General features: G+C 52.6%; 12 protein-coding genes and 1 pseudogene. 10 read left to right on the top strand and 3 right to left on the bottom strand.

The features are described from left to right. The first annotated feature begins 305 nt into the window (after positions 1-305). The 3 genes from ftsH to ACR0JW_RS07015 all read left to right on the top strand — a co-directional run bounded on the left by ftsH (position 306) and on the right by ACR0JW_RS07015 (position 5220). Positions 306-2219, top strand: coding sequence for an ATP-dependent zinc metalloprotease FtsH (gene ftsH, locus ACR0JW_RS07025; RefSeq protein ID WP_170824818.1), 1914 nt, complete (start codon positions 306-308; stop codon positions 2217-2219). Between the two features lie 408 nt (positions 2220-2627). After that, a complete protein-coding gene (locus ACR0JW_RS07020) occupies positions 2628-4172 on the top strand; it encodes a GH3 family acyl-acid amido synthetase (RefSeq protein WP_480713745.1) in 1545 nt (514 codons plus the stop codon). Further along, positions 4162-5220, top strand: a complete 1059-nt coding sequence (locus ACR0JW_RS07015; protein ID WP_170680641.1) for a hypothetical protein — start codon at positions 4162-4164, stop codon at positions 5218-5220. Before ACR0JW_RS07020 ends, ACR0JW_RS07015 begins: the two co-directional genes overlap by 11 nt. Positions 5221-5224: 4 nt before the next feature. Here the strand turns inward: ACR0JW_RS07015 and ACR0JW_RS07010 are convergent, their stop codons facing one another. Both ACR0JW_RS07010 and ACR0JW_RS07005 read right to left on the bottom strand, forming a co-directional pair. Continuing rightward, the gene (locus tag ACR0JW_RS07010) at positions 5225-6007 is read right to left on the bottom strand and encodes an SDR family NAD(P)-dependent oxidoreductase (protein ID WP_170680639.1); all 783 of its coding nucleotides are present in this window, start codon (positions 6005-6007) and stop codon (positions 5225-5227) included. 12 nt (positions 6008-6019) lie between these two features. After that, positions 6020-7249 (bottom strand): aminotransferase class I/II-fold pyridoxal phosphate-dependent enzyme, encoded by a 1230-nt coding sequence (locus ACR0JW_RS07005; RefSeq protein ID WP_480713744.1) that lies wholly within the window; start codon positions 7247-7249, stop codon positions 6020-6022. A gap of 112 nt (positions 7250-7361) precedes the next feature. Here ACR0JW_RS07005 and ACR0JW_RS07000 point away from each other — a divergent pair, with 112 nt between their 5' ends. The 7 genes and pseudogenes from ACR0JW_RS07000 (at position 7362) to ACR0JW_RS06970 (ending at position 15558) form a co-directional block, all read left to right on the top strand. Further along, entirely contained in the window at positions 7362-9203 is a 1842-nt protein-coding gene (locus ACR0JW_RS07000) for an AMP-dependent synthetase/ligase (RefSeq protein ID WP_480713743.1), read from the top strand. Between the two features lie 275 nt (positions 9204-9478). Further along, entirely contained in the window at positions 9479-9958 is a 480-nt protein-coding gene (locus ACR0JW_RS06995; RefSeq protein WP_170680630.1) for a cytochrome c, read from the top strand. Positions 9959-10001: 43 nt separating this feature from the next. After that, the gene (locus ACR0JW_RS06990) at positions 10002-11519 is read left to right on the top strand and encodes a bifunctional aminoglycoside phosphotransferase/ATP-binding protein (protein ID WP_170680627.1); all 1518 of its coding nucleotides are present in this window, start codon (positions 10002-10004) and stop codon (positions 11517-11519) included. A 55-nt stretch (positions 11520-11574) separates the two neighbouring features. Beyond that, a pseudogene (locus ACR0JW_RS06985) lies at positions 11575-12282 on the top strand (IS6 family transposase). Positions 12283-12487: 205 nt separating this feature from the next. Next, complete coding sequence (locus ACR0JW_RS06980) at positions 12488-13195, top strand: IS6 family transposase (RefSeq protein WP_170680624.1); 708 nt, start codon at positions 12488-12490, stop codon at positions 13193-13195. A 236-nt stretch (positions 13196-13431) separates the two neighbouring features. Further along, on the top strand, positions 13432-15036 hold the full coding sequence (locus ACR0JW_RS06975; protein ID WP_480713824.1) for a Na/Pi cotransporter family protein: 1605 nt from the start codon (positions 13432-13434) through the stop codon (positions 15034-15036). Between the two features lie 30 nt (positions 15037-15066). Then, positions 15067-15558, top strand: coding sequence for a c-type cytochrome (locus tag ACR0JW_RS06970; RefSeq protein WP_480713742.1), 492 nt, complete (start codon positions 15067-15069; stop codon positions 15556-15558). 15 nt (positions 15559-15573) lie between these two features. Here ACR0JW_RS06970 and ACR0JW_RS06965 read toward each other — a convergent pair whose 3' ends face one another. Next, entirely contained in the window at positions 15574-16731 is a 1158-nt protein-coding gene (locus ACR0JW_RS06965) for a cation:proton antiporter (protein WP_480713741.1), read from the bottom strand. Between the last annotated feature and the right edge of the window lie 34 nt (positions 16732-16765).

The following is a 16765-nucleotide window of genomic DNA, read 5'->3' as shown; positions in this document are numbered from 1 at the left end:
CAGAGGAAGATGCATTGATGCAGGTCAATAGCCTCAGTGAACTCGAAACTTGCGATTTCCGCCGTTGCCAACCTTTTGACCGAGGTTCGAGTGGTGTTGAAGCCTGGAGGTTTGCCGTGAAAAGCGGTTTGTTCAAACGCATGTAACTTCAGCTAAATCTGCATTTGGTTTTGCTAAGATAATGCAATGTCGACTATTATTTGATTGGGCCTTGATCAAGGATGCATAGTCTGTGTGGTTGGTTGAGGGTCTGAGGTTGTGCTGTCTGCGGACGCAAGTACCAGTCTGTTTGAAAGATTTCGCTTATGCCACAAGAGCCACCGAAAGATCCCGGCAGTGGGCCAAAATGGCCAGAGTGGATTTATTATGTTGCGCTTGTTGCCACGATGGGAACTTTAATTGTCGCAAGTTTCTTTGCGCCGCCTACCGATCTGACCGCTACGACGATTTCATATAGCGGCGTGAAAGAGATCATTCGTGCGGGACGGGTTCGTTCAGCAGAATTAAGTGATCACAGCATAACGGTTCGCGCTACCTCTGCAGACGGGGATGGTGAGCAAGCTTTCCGGGCCGTTGTGCCAAGCCAGAGCGACCCGGATTTGTTGGCGCTGCTGGAAGATAACGGTGTTGATGTTACTGCGATTGAGCCATCTGGAACCTCGGTCTTCGTCTATCTTATTCCGTGGATATTTATCCTGGCCCTGTATTTCTGGTTTCAAAGACGAATGACGGGCGGGATAGCCGGCGGTCCGGGAGGTATTTCTGGTGGTCTACTAAGCGGTCGTTTCTCAAAACCAAACGAAGCTAGAAGAAAGGTAACCTTCGAAGATGTCGCGGGGCAGGATCAGGCTAAGCGCGAAGTAATTGAGTTAGTAGAGTTTTTACGCGACCCAGAGCGTTTTGCCCGTGTCGGCGCTGAGGTCCCACATGGGGTTTTGCTTGTTGGCCCCCCGGGGACGGGCAAAACGCTTCTGGCCAAAGCCCTTGCCGGCGAGGCCGACGTACCATTCTTTTCGACATCTGGTTCCGAGTTTATTGAGATTTTCGTCGGCGTTGGCGCAGGAAGGGTGCGTAAACTCTTTGAAGAGGCGCGTAAGGCTGCTCCCTCCATTATTTTTATCGATGAGTTGGACAGCGTCGGACGTACTCGCGGAACAGGGCTTGGCGGTGGTCATGATGAACGGGAGCAGACACTGAACCAGATACTTGCCGAGCTTGATGGATTTAGTGGCCGAGAATCTGTTGTTGTGCTGGCGGCGACCAATCGGCCAGATGTGCTGGACCCAGCCTTACTCCGGCCTGGCCGTTTCGACCGTCATGTAACACTGAACTTGCCTGAGAAAGATGCCCGGCGGGCTATTCTTGACATACATGCAAGAAAACTGCCGCTTGAAGATACTGGCGACCTGGGTTGGATCGCAGCAGGAACGCCGGGGTTCTCGGGGGCTGACCTGAAAAACTTGCTCAATGAGGCCGCAATCGGAGCAGCGCGGCGCAGAGCTGATCTGATTTCTCGCAACGACCTTGATGAAGCGCGTGACAAAGTGATGATGGGGACTGTCCGCACTCTTGCGATACGACCCGAAGAAAGGCACCGTCTTGCCGTGCACGAGGCTGGACACACCGCCGTTTGTTATTTCACGCCAGAAGCTGACCCCTTGTACAAAGTGACGATTATTCCGCGAGGTCACGCACTTGGGGGGACACACTCATTGCCGGAAGCAGAGCGTCATACCCTTAGTGAAACGTTTCTCAGAGATCAGATTGTTGCGTTGCTTGCGGGGCGAGCGGCTGAGCAACTATTCCTGGGAACGGTCAGTTCCGGCGCTGACGACGACATCCGAAGGGCTACCGAAACCGCCAGACGTATGGTGACAAGGTGGGGGATGACCGAAGAACTCGGCCCAATCGACCTGCGGCAAAGCGACGACCACCCATTTCTGGGACGTACAATCGCGCAGCCGACGAACATAGCTGATACAACGGCAGCACAAGTAGACCGGGCGGTTATGAAAATGCTCATTGACGCCGAAGCCAGAGCAATTTCCACTCTCGAAGAGCACAAGCCCGAGGTCGAGACGTTGATTGCAGCGCTTGAAAAAAATGAAACTCTGGACTTCTCGGAAATTCAGGCCTGCCTGGATCCAGAACGTACAATTGAGCAGCCGCAGCAAACTCGGAGTTCGGTGACCAAAATACCGGCGGTTCCGCAGAACTGATACCAAGATTATCAACTACTGTGTTCGCTGGCCACGCAGCAAATGTTCAACTTCTTTGGTTCAGTGCAGACAGCAAAGTCAGGCCAACGGTGCTTGAGCCAAATCAATGTGGCGCGCCACTTGAACAGCTACGGTTCTCAAGTTGGGAGGCCAAAAAGATTTCGATAGAATATGCCGAAATCTGTCAGCGGTAGCGCAGGCCGAGACCAACGTATTTGTGGAAAACGGACATTTTTCTGTACAAGGCGCCGCGCTATGCGAATTTTACGACGGAGAGTCTAGCCGACAGTCAATGGCAAGTGTGAAACACTGGAGAAGTAATCGTTTTCGCAAATTAACATTGTGAACTGGGCAGCCTAGGCGATGAACAAACCTCAACCGACACGAGCAATTAGCCGATCCAGTCGCATGATCGACTTCAGCCCATTGGCTCGTCGGTACGCGAAGGCTAGGGTTTGGAGTTTGAATCGACAGAACCCCTCTGTTGTTCAATCGACGCTGTTGACTAGGCTTGTTCGCCGCGCGTCTAAAACGAAGTTCGGACAAGCCCATGGCTTTGACCAAATCTCCAAACTCGGAGACTACCAGCAGAGAGTGCCTATCCGCCAATACGCCGAGTTCTGGCAGGAGTGGTGGCAGGCAAGATACCCCGATCTCATCGACCAAACTTGGCCGGGGCGAATTCCGCATTTTGCAATGACCTCCGGGACAACAACGGGTCGCTCCAAATACATTCCATATTCGACCGAGATGCGGCGTTCTGCGGCGCGCGGATTTCTAGATCTTTTGTGTCACCACTTTGTTAATCGACCGGGCAGCAGGGTGCTGGGGGGCTCTGTACTTGGTTTGACCGGCCCAACTGACTTGCAGCACGCCACTCCAGAGGTGGATGTGGGTACCGTCAGTGCCATCACTGCCGGTGCAATGCCAAACTGGTTTGAGGGTCGAGTGTTGCCAACCCCCGATATTGCCGGGATCGCAGATTGGGAGGAAAAGATCCGCCGTCTGGCACCCCTATCTTTGCAGAGAGATGTGCGTTTTTTGGGGGGGTCACCAAACTGGTTGCTTATCTTTTTGGACGAACTCGCAAAAGATCGGGACACTTCGGGAGTAAAACTAGTCGATTGGTATCCAAACCTAGAGCTTATCGTTCACGGTGGCGTAAATTTCGCTCCGTACCGGCAGCGGTTTGTGGCGCTGATGCAGGGAGGCCACGCAGAAACACGAGAGATGTACTCTGCCAGCGAGGGCGTATTTGCCTACGCCGACCGAGGCGACGGGGAGGGTATGCGCCTGCACCTTAATGGTCATGTGTTTTTTGAGTTTATTCCGGCGGAACAGCTCCATTCCAAAAATCCCGAACGGTACTGGGTTGGAAATATTGAAACCGGAGTTGATTACGCCTTGGCAATTTCAACAGCCGCCGGACTGTGGTCGTATATTGTAGGGGATATTGTGCGCTTCTTGGATCTCTCGCCACCGCGCTTGTTGGTGGTCGGGCGAGTGGAAAACGGGCTGTCCGTCTTCGGTGAACATCTGATTGAAGCGGAAATCGCGGAGGCAGTAGCTGTGGCCGCATCGAACACAGGACTCTCCGTTGTCGACTATAGCGTGGGCGCAGTTTGCGAAGATCAGCGCAATCGCCATCTCTATCTCGTCGAAGTAGAGGGAGAACCTCATCCGAATGCTGCGGAAACGTTCGCTTCAAAAGTCGACAAAGTCTTGTGCAGCCGAAATGAAGATTATTCCGAGTTACGTGCAAGAGGTCTCGCTCTTACAGCACCAGTGGTGAATTTCGTTTCCTCGGGAGGGTTCCTCAGATGGATGAAATCTCGTCGTGGCTTGGGCGGTCAATATAAGGTTCCCAGGATCGTGACAGATGCCAAGTTGTTCGATGACATGCGCAAGGCGATTTTGTGCCAGTCAAACGAAGGTCAAACTCATGACGGTTGAGTTGATTTGGCAAGACCCCAGCTTACTCAGACTGATCACGCGATCGGATGAACCTTCGGCGGCAACCGTTGAATTGCTCGGACATACAGTCTGGGGGAGCCGATCCACGAAATACCGCATTATTGATGTCCCAAATAAGTTGGCTCGGTTGCGTGACCCAAGTTTTTTCGTTTTGTCTGATGCCGGGCAAGAGCTTTGCGTTTTCGTTCTGGATAAGTGTCTGAAATTGTTAGCGGGGAAAAGGTGCCATGGTTTCCACTTTGTAATGGCCTCGACTAGACCAGATAGACAGCACGAGGGACTTGCAGGGCAGCTGATTGAGCATGTTCGGAATTATTGCATCTCGACCGTCGGGTCACCGGGGTTTGGATTTGCCTATGTCGAAGAAACGACTGAATACTCGCTCCACCTATCGGATCAGATTGGTCATACGGTTGAGGCCAACATACCTCTGGCTCTTTTTTCGCGGTTTTTTCCGCGCAAGGATCCAAAAGTGGGCATGGTCCGTCCCGAGGAAGCGGAACAGGTTTTGGCCGAGTTGGAGCAGGCTTATCAAGACCACGAATTGACCGACTTCCGCTCTTCATTCAAATCGGATGAGTGTTTTGCTGTAAGAGAAGGAGACGCGATAATAGCGCTTGCTCAGGCAGAACTGTTGAGGTGGTCGATCGTCTCGATGCCCGGAATCCAAGGGGCATTTTTTCTTAGGATTCTCCCATATTTGCCTGGGCTAAATAGCGTTTTCTGTTTGCAGGATCTTAGGGTCGTCAGATTTGGAAATTTGGTCGTGAAAGAGGGACAGGAAGCGGTGTTCTTTAAGCTATTGGAAGCCTGCTTGCATCATTACCAAGCCAAGATTGGCCTGATAATGCTTGATGAACGAAGCGGCGTTTTACGTCGCATTCGAGAATGTGGAAAAATGGGCCTCTTATCTCATGCCATGTCAGGCTCAGCTAAATTGAGGATCGACGTAGTCGGAATGGGCGAGGATATGATCGCGAAGTTGCGAAACGGTCCTGTAATGGTGAGTGCTGGTGACGTCTTCTGATCGGTCACTCGCCAACTATCTTGCGTCCCAGCGAACCGGGTATGATCTTGAAGAACAATGCCACAGCCCTATTGAAAAAACCCGGGATACAGATTGGTTGGTTTTTTTCTACGGCGCGTATCGCGGTAGCCGCGACATCATTCGGCTCGCTCCACATCCACTTTGGGATCGTGACGGATTCTACTGTTCCACCTGCTGCGGCCTGAAATCCCGTGCGTGTGAAGCCGGGGCACACAGCGGTAACGTGCACGCCGCTTGGTTTCATTTCCGCCCGCAATGCGATTGAGAACTGAGCAAGGTACGATTTTAAAGGGTAGTACAGTGTTCCTCCTGCGTGAGGTGGAACAAATGCCGCCAGCGAGGATACGTTTATGATCCGCCCTGATCTTTTTTCCTGCATTGCGGGAGCAATAAGATAGCATAGTCGCACTGGAGCCGCGCCCATGACTTCGATGGTTTCTCGATGCCTGTCCCATTCCACCTCACACAGGTTTCCAGGAACGCCGAACCCGGCATTGTTCACAAGGATGTCCACTTGGATGTTTTGCTCAATCAGATAATCGAACAAACTTTGAGGCGTCTCAGGGATAGCAAGGTCTCCAACCCAAACTTGGACGTCTATTCCGTACTTTGATCGCAGTTGTGACGCCAACAATTGTAAGGGATCATTCCGACGTGCGACGATGAGTAAATTGACGCCTTCGGATGCGTATTCTTCCGCAAATGCCCGCCCAATCCCCGAAGATGCTCCTGTAATGAGCGCCGTTCTGTTGTCTAGCGGTTCCAACGTCACGCGCTCCTAAAGGTTCAGGCTCTCACGCATTTCGGCAAGACAACCCAGCAGGAAGTCAATCTGCTCGCGTTCGTGTTGACAGGTCATTACAAACCTGATGCGAGCCTGGCCGAGCGCAACAGCGGGGTAACGAGCATGTGGTGCGACGATACCGCGATGTCTAAGCAGGCGGGTAACCTCGGCCGCTTTTAGTTCGTCGCCAATCAAGGTTGGGACAATGTGTGCTTCACTGCCAAGAGTTTCATACCCACGGGATTCCACTTCACGTCTGAAATAAAATGCATTCTCAAGCGCTTTTTCGCGTCTCCAAGGCTCGCGTTCAGCAATGTCGATAGCTTCGGTTACCCCGGCTGCGATGGCTGGCGGCAATGGTGCGGAGAAGATGTATGTCCGTGCAGAAATACGCAAAAAGTCGATTACTTCCTGATCCCCGGAAACATATCCACCGACGCCTCCAAAAGCCTTTGTAAATGTCCCCATTTGCAAGTCCACGTCGGTTGTGGCGACCCCGTGGTGTTCGAGGCTCCCCCGTCCATTGGCCCCGAGCATACCGACCCCGTGTGCATCATCGATCATCAGCATGGCATTGTGCTCGCGAGCCAAATCGGCCATCGCCGGGATTGGAGCTATGTCTCCATCCATGCTGAAAACGCCATCACTTACCAAAAGCTTGGAAGGCATTTTCGATTCGCCAATTGCCTTAGCGAGGTATTTCATATTCTTGTGTGGGAACCTGCTGATCTTCGCCTTAGCAAGGCGGACGCCGTCTACGACGCTTGCGTGGTTCAGTTCTTCACTAAACACCTCCCAACCAACGGCGTCATTTTCTCCAAGCTTGTCTTGGCTGGGATGGCCAAGATGGGTTTCGGCCAAAGACTGAAGAAAGTCTACTTTCATAAGCGCAGGGATCACCCCGACGTTAGCCATGTACCCTGCCGCAAAACAGATCGCGTCTTCTTGGCCAACGAATTCGGCGATACGCTGCTCGAGCGCTCTGTGAACATCGATGTTCGCTGCCATCTGTCGTGATCCGCCGGATCCGAGCCCGTAGCGCTCCAGTGCTTTTTGGGCCGCTGCTTTGACGTCTGGATGGTTGGAAAGGCCTAGTAGGTTGTTGGAGCAAAATAGCAGATGATCTCGACCGTCGACCCATATCACAGGCTCGGTCGTCGCGCTGTTTACGATAGGGTTGTTTGGGTACAGCCCTGAGTTTTGCACGAGTTTCGTCAAGGACATTATTCGTGTAGCTGGTGAAGAAGTAGTTCCTGCCATAAGTCGAACCTTTCTTTCCAAGCTTCGAATTGTCGAGCCGTTCAAGGCGCACTCCGACAGGTTAACCCGCCAAACGTTGAATGAAATTGATTTGAATCATGGAGGTTTTGAACGCGATCTCGGAAAATTAAACATGCTTGAGAAATCGCCAACCAGCGGGGCGGATGTAGCGCTGTGCCAGACGATTCCCGAAGCATTCGAAGCAAGGGTCAACGATACGCCTGATAGCCCCGCCTATATTCAATTCGTGAACGGTGCCTGGCGGACACTGACTTGGCGCATGGTGAATGAGCGTGTTGTCAAACGCCGCGCTGCCTTCGCGCAAGCTGATTTGCGCGCCGGGGATCGGATCGGGATTTTCTTACCGAACTGTGTCGATTGGATAGTCACTGATCTGGCGGCCATGTGCGAGGGGTTGGTAACTGTTCCGGTCTACACGCGGGATAGTGTTGCCAATATTTGTCACGTTCTGCGCGACAGCGGTGCAGTTTTATGTGTGACCGATAGTATCGATAGATGGGAAGATTTGGGGGCTGAACGTAAGTCCTTGACCGTATTGAAACAAGTTTGGCTGGTTAGTGGGGAAGGGCCGAATAAAGGTCGAGCGATGGTTTGCCCCGACATAGAGATCGGAAGTTACAAAGAAGATCGAGGTGAATTTGGTTCGCCAGATGATTTGGCGACACTTATTTACACCTCCGGCACTACGGGGCCTCCTAAGGGTGTGATGCTAACTTACAAAGCGCTCCTCTGGAACGCGGCGACTGTGGGCGAAATCAATCCAATTTCCGAAAAGGACTTATTCCTGTCCGTCCTTCCTTTGGCCCACGCATTCGAGAGAACCCTGGGCTATATCTGTCCCATGCTTGCGAACAGCCCGGTGGCTTTCGCGCGCTCCATTCAAGACTTGGCTGAAGACATGCGGGCTCTGCGTCCGACCGTCATGCTTGCGGTGCCGAGACTCTTCGAGAGAGTCCATGATAAAGTGATTTCGGAAGCAGAAGGTTCGGTAATAGCCAGCAGGCTGTTAGCTTGGACAGAGGCAATCGGCTGGCGCCGTCGGCAAGTTGTTGAAAATAAACTGCCGCCTCCTTCTATTGTGGCTAACCTTTATTGGACCCTGATCGGTAGACGTGTCAGCAGGCGTGTGCACGAAGTTTTCGGGGGGCAAATTAGAATGCTGGTTTGCGGTGGTGCGCCTTTGTCCGCAGATACATCTAGGTTTTTCGCAGCAATGGAAATCCCGCTGCTTCAGGGGTACGGACTCACAGAGGCTGGACCTGCAGTAACCGGGTCGACAATTGATGATCGTCGCTGTGACAGCGTCGGCTTCACGCTTCCGGGCAGCGAACTAAAAATAGGTGATCGGCAAGAACTGTTGATCCACTCACCGAGCGCTATGATCGGCTACTGGAATAACCCAGACGCGACAAACGATGCCTTCGATCAAGATTATTGGCTTCGTACAGGCGATGCGGCCGAGATAATCGATGAGCGTGTTTATATAAGGGGAAGAATAAAGGACATCCTCGTGCTATCGACCGGGGAAAACGTCAATCCAACGCCTATAGAAGCAGCTCTGGCTGCCGATCCTCTGATCGAACAGGTCTGTGTGTTGGGTGATAGCAAGCCATGGTGCTCGGCGGTTGTCGTTGTAAATGCACCGAAATTCCAAGCTTGGTGCGAAAAGACGGATGTTTCCTTAGCTAACCCAATGTCCGAAGAAGTTCGACGGAATCTGGTTGAATATCTAACAAATAGATTGGAAGATATCCCGCCCTTTGCCCGCATCCGCGACATTGTCATCGAGACTGAACCCTGGGGTCTAGAAAACGGTCTAATCACGCCGACACTAAAGCCTAAGCGAGCTAGAGTTCTAGCAAAGTATGAGAAAGCACTCTCAGATCTTTACCGCTGAATACATATTTCTTGTTGCGCCTTACCACCATTGGCGCACGCGCAATGCAGGGTCTTTTTTGTATGCCAGCGGGTGACAAATACGAAAACGGTGTGAACTTTCAAACGAATCCAATCCTTGGTCATCTGCCCCACATCAAGGAGTTGGACGGGTTTCGAATGCTAAGATAGGCTTGTTAAGTGGTTAAGCTGTTTTTCGCTTTTTGCTGCCCGCTCCAATAGCCGTTTCCGAAGTCAACGAAAACAAGTGGAGTTGGCACCCCTAAGGACGCTGACTTGCTTCAAATCTTGAAGGGCAAAAAACTCAATTTTAGTGGGCTTGAGACTATGAAAAAACTGACGGCAGTAATCCTGGTTGGCTCCGTGTTTTATCCGTTTCAGAGTTTGGCGGAAACAGTTCCAACACAAGGCGAAGATCTATTCATCGCACACTGCGCCAAATGCCATGGCGTTGATGCACAGGGAAATGGGCTTGCGGCGACAGCCGTGAAAACACAACCTCCGGATTTGACCAAGATTGCCGACCGAAGAAGCGGGGTTTGGCCAATGCTAGAAGTGATGTCGATCTTGGATGGCTATCTAAAAACAACGAACCCACGTGAGGACATGCCCGTTATCGCCGAGTTAAGCGAAGGCTCTACGGTCGAATTTGATACGGGAAATGGCTTGGTAGCAGAAGTTCCTGCCAAACTCATCGCGTTGACCGAGTATCTGGAGAGCATTCAATCTCCCAAGCCGCTTAGTTACGTGCCGTGAACACCGAGCCGAAACAGACTTTTCTTGGTCACCGGAGGCAAAGATGATTGTTGAAGACCAAAGCGAAGTAGTGGCTTTCCTGTCGGACCCAGCCACGTACGGCATCAATAATAAAATCGATGTTATCGAAACACATATCTCAATCGTTTTTCTTGCCGGAAGTCGAGCATACAAGCTGAAGAAGGCGGTCTATTTGCCTTATGCAGACTTCTCAACTTCTGAAATTCGGTCAGAGGCATGCGCAAAGGAGTTGCAACTTAACAAAATCACTTCGCCCGAAATCTATCTCGGCGTGCGGCACATTACTCGAAGCGGCTCAGGGTTGAATTTGGACGGGCAGGGCGAGTTTGTTGACGCAGTTGTTGAGATGGTACGCTTCGATCAAGATGCAATTCTGGACCAAATGGCTGTGCGTGGAGAGTTGAATGCGGACGTGATGAGTGTCCTGGCCAAGACGATCGCCAAAGCTCATCAGTTGGCAAAAAAGGTCCAAGCCAATGGGCGTGAAAATATCGAAGCCGTCCTAGATATTAATCATGCGGGGTTTCAGCAAAGTTCGGTGTTTTCCAAGGCTGAAGTTGACCTAATGGACGGGGCTTTTCACGCAGACTTGAAGCAGAAGGCACCTATCCTCGACAAACGCGCCGCGCGTGGTTGCGTTAGACTGTGCCATGGTGACCTTCATCTTCGAAACATTTGCCTTTACGGCGGGCGCCCCAGACTCTTCGACTGCATCGATTTCAATGACCAACTGGCGACAGTTGACGTTCTTTATGATCTAGCCTTCTTAGCTATGGACCTTTGGCACAGAGATTTACTTCAGTTCGCGAACCTCGTCGTAAATCACTATCTAGATGTTTCGGAAGAAGAAGACGGTTACCCTTGTTTGCCGTTTTTTATTGCTCTTCGAGCAGCGGTCCGAGCGCATGTCCTCGCGACCCAATCCGAAGACCCACATGTCGAAGACGCAAACGACAAGCGGCAAGACGCCCGCAGTTACTACGATCTGGCAATATCTATCTTGGGTGCCTCGAAGCCACGCTTAGTCGCGATCGGCGGCTTCAGTGGTAGCGGCAAGTCGACTATGTCGAGTGCAATCGCTCCTGCCATCGGATCTGCGCCGGGTGCAAGGGTGATAGAAAGTGACAGGACTCGCAAAGCAATGTTTGGGTGCGATCCACACACCAAGTTGCCGGACCATGCCTATGCGCCTGAGGTTTCGGATAGGGTGTATGGTTCAATGGCGCAGCGAGCCGGCTCACTTTTAAGCGGTGGAAGCGCGGTGGTGGTCGACGCCGTTTACGATCGCCCTAGCCGAAGGAAGGAAGTCGAACTGGTCGCGCGAGAAGCTTGCGTTCGCTTCGACGGCATCTGGTTAACCGCGGCGCCGGGAGAACTCAAACGACGCGTTCAGACACGGCCTAAATCAGCTTCTGATGCGACTCCGAGAGTGCTTGAAAGTCAGTTGCAAAAGCACTTGGGTCCGATTGATTGGAACCATATTAAGACCTCTTGTACGATAGAAGAAACGCGGTTGAAGATTTTGAAAACGCTGGCCTGAAACTGTCAGAAGAGCTTGGGTTGAGGCAGGCAACGCAGTTGCGTAGCTTTTGCCCGTGACCAGACTTGCCTCTTTCAAGTACTTTAAAACCAGCCCCGAGATCATCCGCCTTGTGGTGATGTTATACACCCGCTTCCCGCGCTCGCTTCGGAATGTCGAAGATCCGCTGCATGAGCGAGGCATCAACGTTGGCCATGAAACTGTCCGGTACTGGCGGAACAGGATTAGTCCAGTTTTCGCCGCAGAGATCCGCAGAAAACGCGTCCAGTAACTGCGCGCATTCTCAAAATGGAAGTTGCACGTGGACGAGGTTTTCGTGAAGGTGAATGGCAAGCTGCATTATCTTTGGCTGGCCCTCGATCACGAAGGTGAAGTGCTGGAAGCCGTTGTCACCAAACGCCGAAACAAAACTGCAGCGTCAAATTTTCTGAAGAAATTGATGAAGCGACGCGGTTGTGCAGAGGAAATAGTCACAAACCTCTTCGCATCCTACAAGGCGGCGCTCAGAGATTTGGGTGCTCTCGAAAAACAACTAAAGGGCCGTAGGCTCAACAACCGGGTAGAGAATTCGCATCTTCCTCTCCGGCGACGAGAACGCGCCATGCAATGCTTCAGGCGCATGCGAAGTTTGCAGAAATTCGCATCCGTCAACCCCTCTATCTGAAGCCACTTCAACTAAGAAAGATCGCTCGCCAGCCGAGACACTTTCAAGCTGACACGTAACGCTGCTCTCGCCGAGTGGCGCGAACTTGGTGCAACTTAAAGGGCAACTATATTGGCCTAGCTGAGACTGGTTTGAATTAGTCTGACAGCACCTAAGCCGTGATTAGTCAATTGACCGGGATCAAAGTACTGGTTGAAAAGAAACGTTAACTTTGATGCACCGTTTCGGAAAGATCACTCGTATGAAAGGTCTTGTCAGAAGAACTTTGCTTGAACGGGGCAGGGGGTATGCGTAGCGTTTGGGAATGACCAAACCTGCCTCCTTCAAGTACTTTAAGACCAGTCCCGAGATCATCCGTCTTGCGGTGATGCTGTATATTCGGTTTCCACTCTCGCTTCGGAATGTCGAAGATCTGCTGCATGAGCGAGGCATCGACGTGAGCCACGAAACCGTCCGATACTGGTGGAACAGGTTCGGCCCAATGTTTGCTTCTGAGATTAGACGCAAACGGGTCCAGCAACTTCGTGCATTCTCGAAATGGAAGTGGCATGTCGACGAGGTTTTTGTGAAGGTAAATGGCAAGCGACATTATCTGTGGCGAGCTGTTGATCACGAAGGCGAGGTGCTGGAAGCCGTTGTCACCAAACGCCGAAACAAAGCTGCAGCGCTGAAATTCCTCAGGAAATTAATGAAGCGGCACGGCAAAGCTGAAGAATTAGTCACAGATCGCTTCGCATCCTACAAGGCGGCGCTCAGAGAAATGGGTGCGTTGGAAAAGCAAATGACGGGCAGATGGCTCAACAACCGCGTTGAGAATTCTCATCTGCCGTTCCGACGAAGAGAACGCGCCATGCAGCGTTTCAGGCGCATGCGAAGTTTGCAGAAATTCGCCTCCGTCCATTCCTCTGTCTATAACCACTTCAACCAGGAAAGATCGCTCGCCAGCCGAGACACCTTCAAGCTGACACGATCCACCGCTCTTGCCGAGTGGCGCGAACTTGGCGCGGGATAAAGGACAATATCACTGGCCTATCAGAGACGAATTCGAATTCGTCTGACAGCACCTAGAGTATGTTGAAACATTCGAATTTCACTATGTAATTCATGTTGGTGCTTTGATCTATGTCAATCAACTCGCGGTGTCGGGTCTGCGAGGCTGAACGCAAACCAACCGTCGTTTGTCGTCGGGCTTAAAGGCAAAGCAAACATGTTCGGCGGTGTGAGATTTAGGGTGGAAAGCTATTCGTGATGTTCTGGAACCTGTTACCAGCCTTGGGTGGCATCGGCCTGTTCCTTGTCGGAATGCTGTTGATGACGGACGGATTGAAGGCTTTGGCAGGGGCGCGACTGCGAGATATTTTGGGCCGGTTCACGTCGACACCGTTTACCGGGGCCGTAACAGGCGCGGTCACGACAGCTGCAATCCAATCTTCCAGTGCGACCACGGTTGCGGCCGTTGGATTTGTCGCTTCTGGTCTGCTCACGTTTCCCCAAGCGCTTGGGATCATCTTTGGGGCCAATATCGGAACGACCATGACAGGTTGGCTCGTCGCGCTCTTGGGGTTCAAGCTAGACTTGGGGCAAGTGATGTTGCCGGTTGTTTTTATTGGGGCTTTGCTGGCGCTTTCGGGAAGAAGAGCGATTTCCGGCCTTGGGCTGGCGTTGGCCGGGTTCAGTTTGATTTTCATTGGGATCGAGCAACTCAAGTCCGGGCTTGACGCGTTTCGCGGCGTAGTCACTCCTGCCGATTTTCCGCCAGATACACTGCTTGGCAGGCTGAAGCTTGTATTGATCGGCGTCCTGATAACGATGGTGACGCAGTCTTCGAGTGCTGGTGTTGCAACGGCGTTGGCTGCGTTGAGCGCCGGTGCTGTGAACTTCCCTCAAGCGGCGGCTCTGGTCATTGGAATGGACGTGGGGACAACCTTCACCGCTGTTCTGGCCACCTTAGGTGGGGGCACGATGGCGCGCCGCACCGGTTTTGCTCACGTGATCTACAACGTGATGACAGGGGTAATGGCATTTTTCCTGATGGGGCCGTTTACTGCGGTCTTTGTAAGCGGGGCGGGGACTGGAAACTCTCTGACTGCGCTTGTCGCGTTCCATAGTTTCTTCAACGCCATTGGCATAGCGCTGATCTTGCCGTTCGCCAAACCCTTCGCCAGATTTGTCGAGGCGCTCGTACCGGACCGAGGTGCTGAGTTAACGAGATCTTTGGATCCTCTCGTCCTCGGGGTGCCGGAAATAGCTGTGGATGCAGCAAAAGCTGCAGTCGAACAAATTGTAAGGGCCGAAGTAGCGCACCTCTGGTCATGTATGGGAGTATCGCAGTCAAGCAGAGCCGATTATGGGCGGGACAACATTGAGACTGCTGTATCTGAAGCGCGCTCGTACCTAGACAAGATAGAATTGCCCAGCAGGTCCGACGCAGAGATATCCAGCATCAAGGGTATGTACCATGTCCTCGATCATCTTGACCGGCTGCTTTACCGGTGTAGCCAAGATGATCGGATAAGCGAGTTACCAAAAGACCGGCGTTTGGACCGGCTTGCTTCGGTGATGATTGCAGCAACTGATGGTTACTTGGAAGTCGACAATCCAGCGCAGTGTGAAAACACGCTGAACCGCGTTCGCCGTTTTCTTCGACGACAGAGGAAACTTCGCAGAGACTTGCTCATCTCCGACGCTGCGACTGACAGTCTGCCGGACGATGTAGTTTGGGCTCGGCTGGATGCTCTCAGATGGTTGCATCGTGTGTCTTATCACCTCTGGCGAATTCGTTGGCATTTGAACGCATTGGAAGGAGTGCCGTCAGGGCGCGATGGTGGTGAGGTCAATGACGAAGTGGCGTAGTTGGTGGCTGGCTTGGATTAGACTCGGCGCGTGCAACATGAGCAGGGTCAAAGACGTACCTTAACTATGCTGTTTAATGGGATCATCATTTGTGGCAGCGATTTGGAGGACAATATGCAGGTTTATAGAGGGATTTTACTGGCACTGTTAGTCACGGGGCCTGCACTAGCGCAGGAGGTCAGCGTCAGCGAGGGAAGTGATTTGTACCGGACGTATTGTTGGCAATGTCACGGTTTCGAAGCGACCGGAGATGGGCCAATGGCCGAAATGCTTGCTATTCGAACACCTGACCTCACCAAATTGGCGGGCGAAAACGACGGTGTGTTTCCGATAGTTCGCATAGCTGAACAGATTGATGGTCGTTCACAATTGCTCGCTCATGGGGGCGAAATGCCAATCTTTGGCGCGGTGTTCGAGACAGACCAGCAAATCGCGGTGGCTTTGCCCAATGGGCAATCTATGATGGTTGGCCTGCCGTTGGCGAATTTGCTCGCTTTTCTTGAATCGATCCAGTCTGAATAGGCGCTGACCAATCCGCTAGTCGGTATCCGCCGTGCGTCTGATCGACATGAGAGTCAACGGCGGCCCCAACACCTCGAAGGCCACAGTACTGGCCAGAGTAATGGCCATGATCGACGCGGCCCAATGCGGAAATTGCTCTCCAGCTACAAGGGCCATTCCGACCGCAACACCGGCCTGTGGCAACAAAGCGGGACCGTACCAGCGGGTCTCACGGCGAGGCAGGCCGCCCAGCCTCGCTCCGCAATAACCCCCGACAAGGCGGGCCACGGCGCGCAAGATCAGGAAAAGTGCACCAGCCCAGCCCATCAAGCCAAAGGCTTCAATATCCAATGTGGCGCCAGCCAATAAGAAGAACAGGATCATGAATGGCCATTGAATGTGCTCGATCTCATGAAAAGCACGGTCGTGATGGCGGGCAAGATTTCCGATCACTGCGCCCGCAACCATGCCTGCTACCAAGAATGAAACCTCCAGCCAAAGCGCGAGGCCCGCTGTCAGAAAGACTATGCCCACTGCTTCTGCCTGCATGGGTTCTCCGGGTTTCAAGCGGCCTGTCAGGTAAGCGGATGGCACGCCCAGTGCGGTACCCAATAGTATCGCCCCTCCGAAATCCCACATCGCTGTGGTCGTGACGGTGGCCCAACCATCCGAATGACCGGCCAGAACCAAGGCGATGCTGAAAACGATCAGACCCCAAGCGTCATCAATTGCGACTACGCCCTTTAATGTTTCGGTAAAGCTGTTGGACACCCCAGATTGTTTGATCACGTCTGCAATGGCGGCCGGAGCTGTAGCCGTGCCAATTGCCGCCAGCACCAACGCCAACCCGAACGGTACGCCAATCGCGGTCAGTCCAACCGACACAATAACAAGGGTTGCAACCACGATTGAAATCGAAATCGTCAGAATGGCTCGGCCATGCCGAACCAGGTTTTTGCGGGTCAAAGATCCTCCAAGAAGAAACGCGACCATCGTCAAGGCAACAATGGAGATCTCATCGAACCACTTGGCAACGTCGACCGGGATCACCCCGAACCCTGCGTTCCCGGCAATCAGGCCGAGGAACAGTAAGGTTGTAACACGAGGAAGATGCGTGGCCCGGCCAAGTTGATCGGCCGCCAATCCGGCAAGGAAAAGGACACCAAGGGTAATCAGAAAGCCGGCAATGTGCATAGAAAACCAAGCGTTAAGTTCTTGTCTAGACTAC

It is taken from the genome of Ruegeria sp. BG6 (genome assembly GCF_056538465.1).
The sequence above is the reverse complement of the archived record's forward strand: the minus strand, read 5'-3'. Positions and strand labels throughout refer to the sequence as shown.

Coding starts and splice junctions, on each gene's coding strand:
- ftsH (WP_170824818.1), top strand. CDS start 306: ATGCCACAAGAGCCACCGAAAGATCCCGGCAGTGGGCCAAAATGGCCA.
- ACR0JW_RS07020 (WP_480713745.1), top strand. CDS start 2,628: ATGATCGACTTCAGCCCATTGGCTCGTCGGTACGCGAAGGCTAGGGTT.
- ACR0JW_RS07015 (WP_170680641.1), top strand. CDS start 4,162: ATGACGGTTGAGTTGATTTGGCAAGACCCCAGCTTACTCAGACTGATC.
- ACR0JW_RS07005 (WP_480713744.1), bottom strand. CDS start 7,249: ATGTCCTTGACGAAACTCGTGCAAAACTCAGGGCTGTACCCAAACAAC.
- ACR0JW_RS06990 (WP_170680627.1), top strand. CDS start 10,002: ATGATTGTTGAAGACCAAAGCGAAGTAGTGGCTTTCCTGTCGGACCCA.
- ACR0JW_RS06980 (WP_170680624.1), top strand. CDS start 12,488: ATGACCAAACCTGCCTCCTTCAAGTACTTTAAGACCAGTCCCGAGATC.
- ACR0JW_RS06975 (WP_480713824.1), top strand. CDS start 13,432: ATGTTCTGGAACCTGTTACCAGCCTTGGGTGGCATCGGCCTGTTCCTT.
- ACR0JW_RS06965 (WP_480713741.1), bottom strand. CDS start 16,731: ATGCACATTGCCGGCTTTCTGATTACCCTTGGTGTCCTTTTCCTTGCC.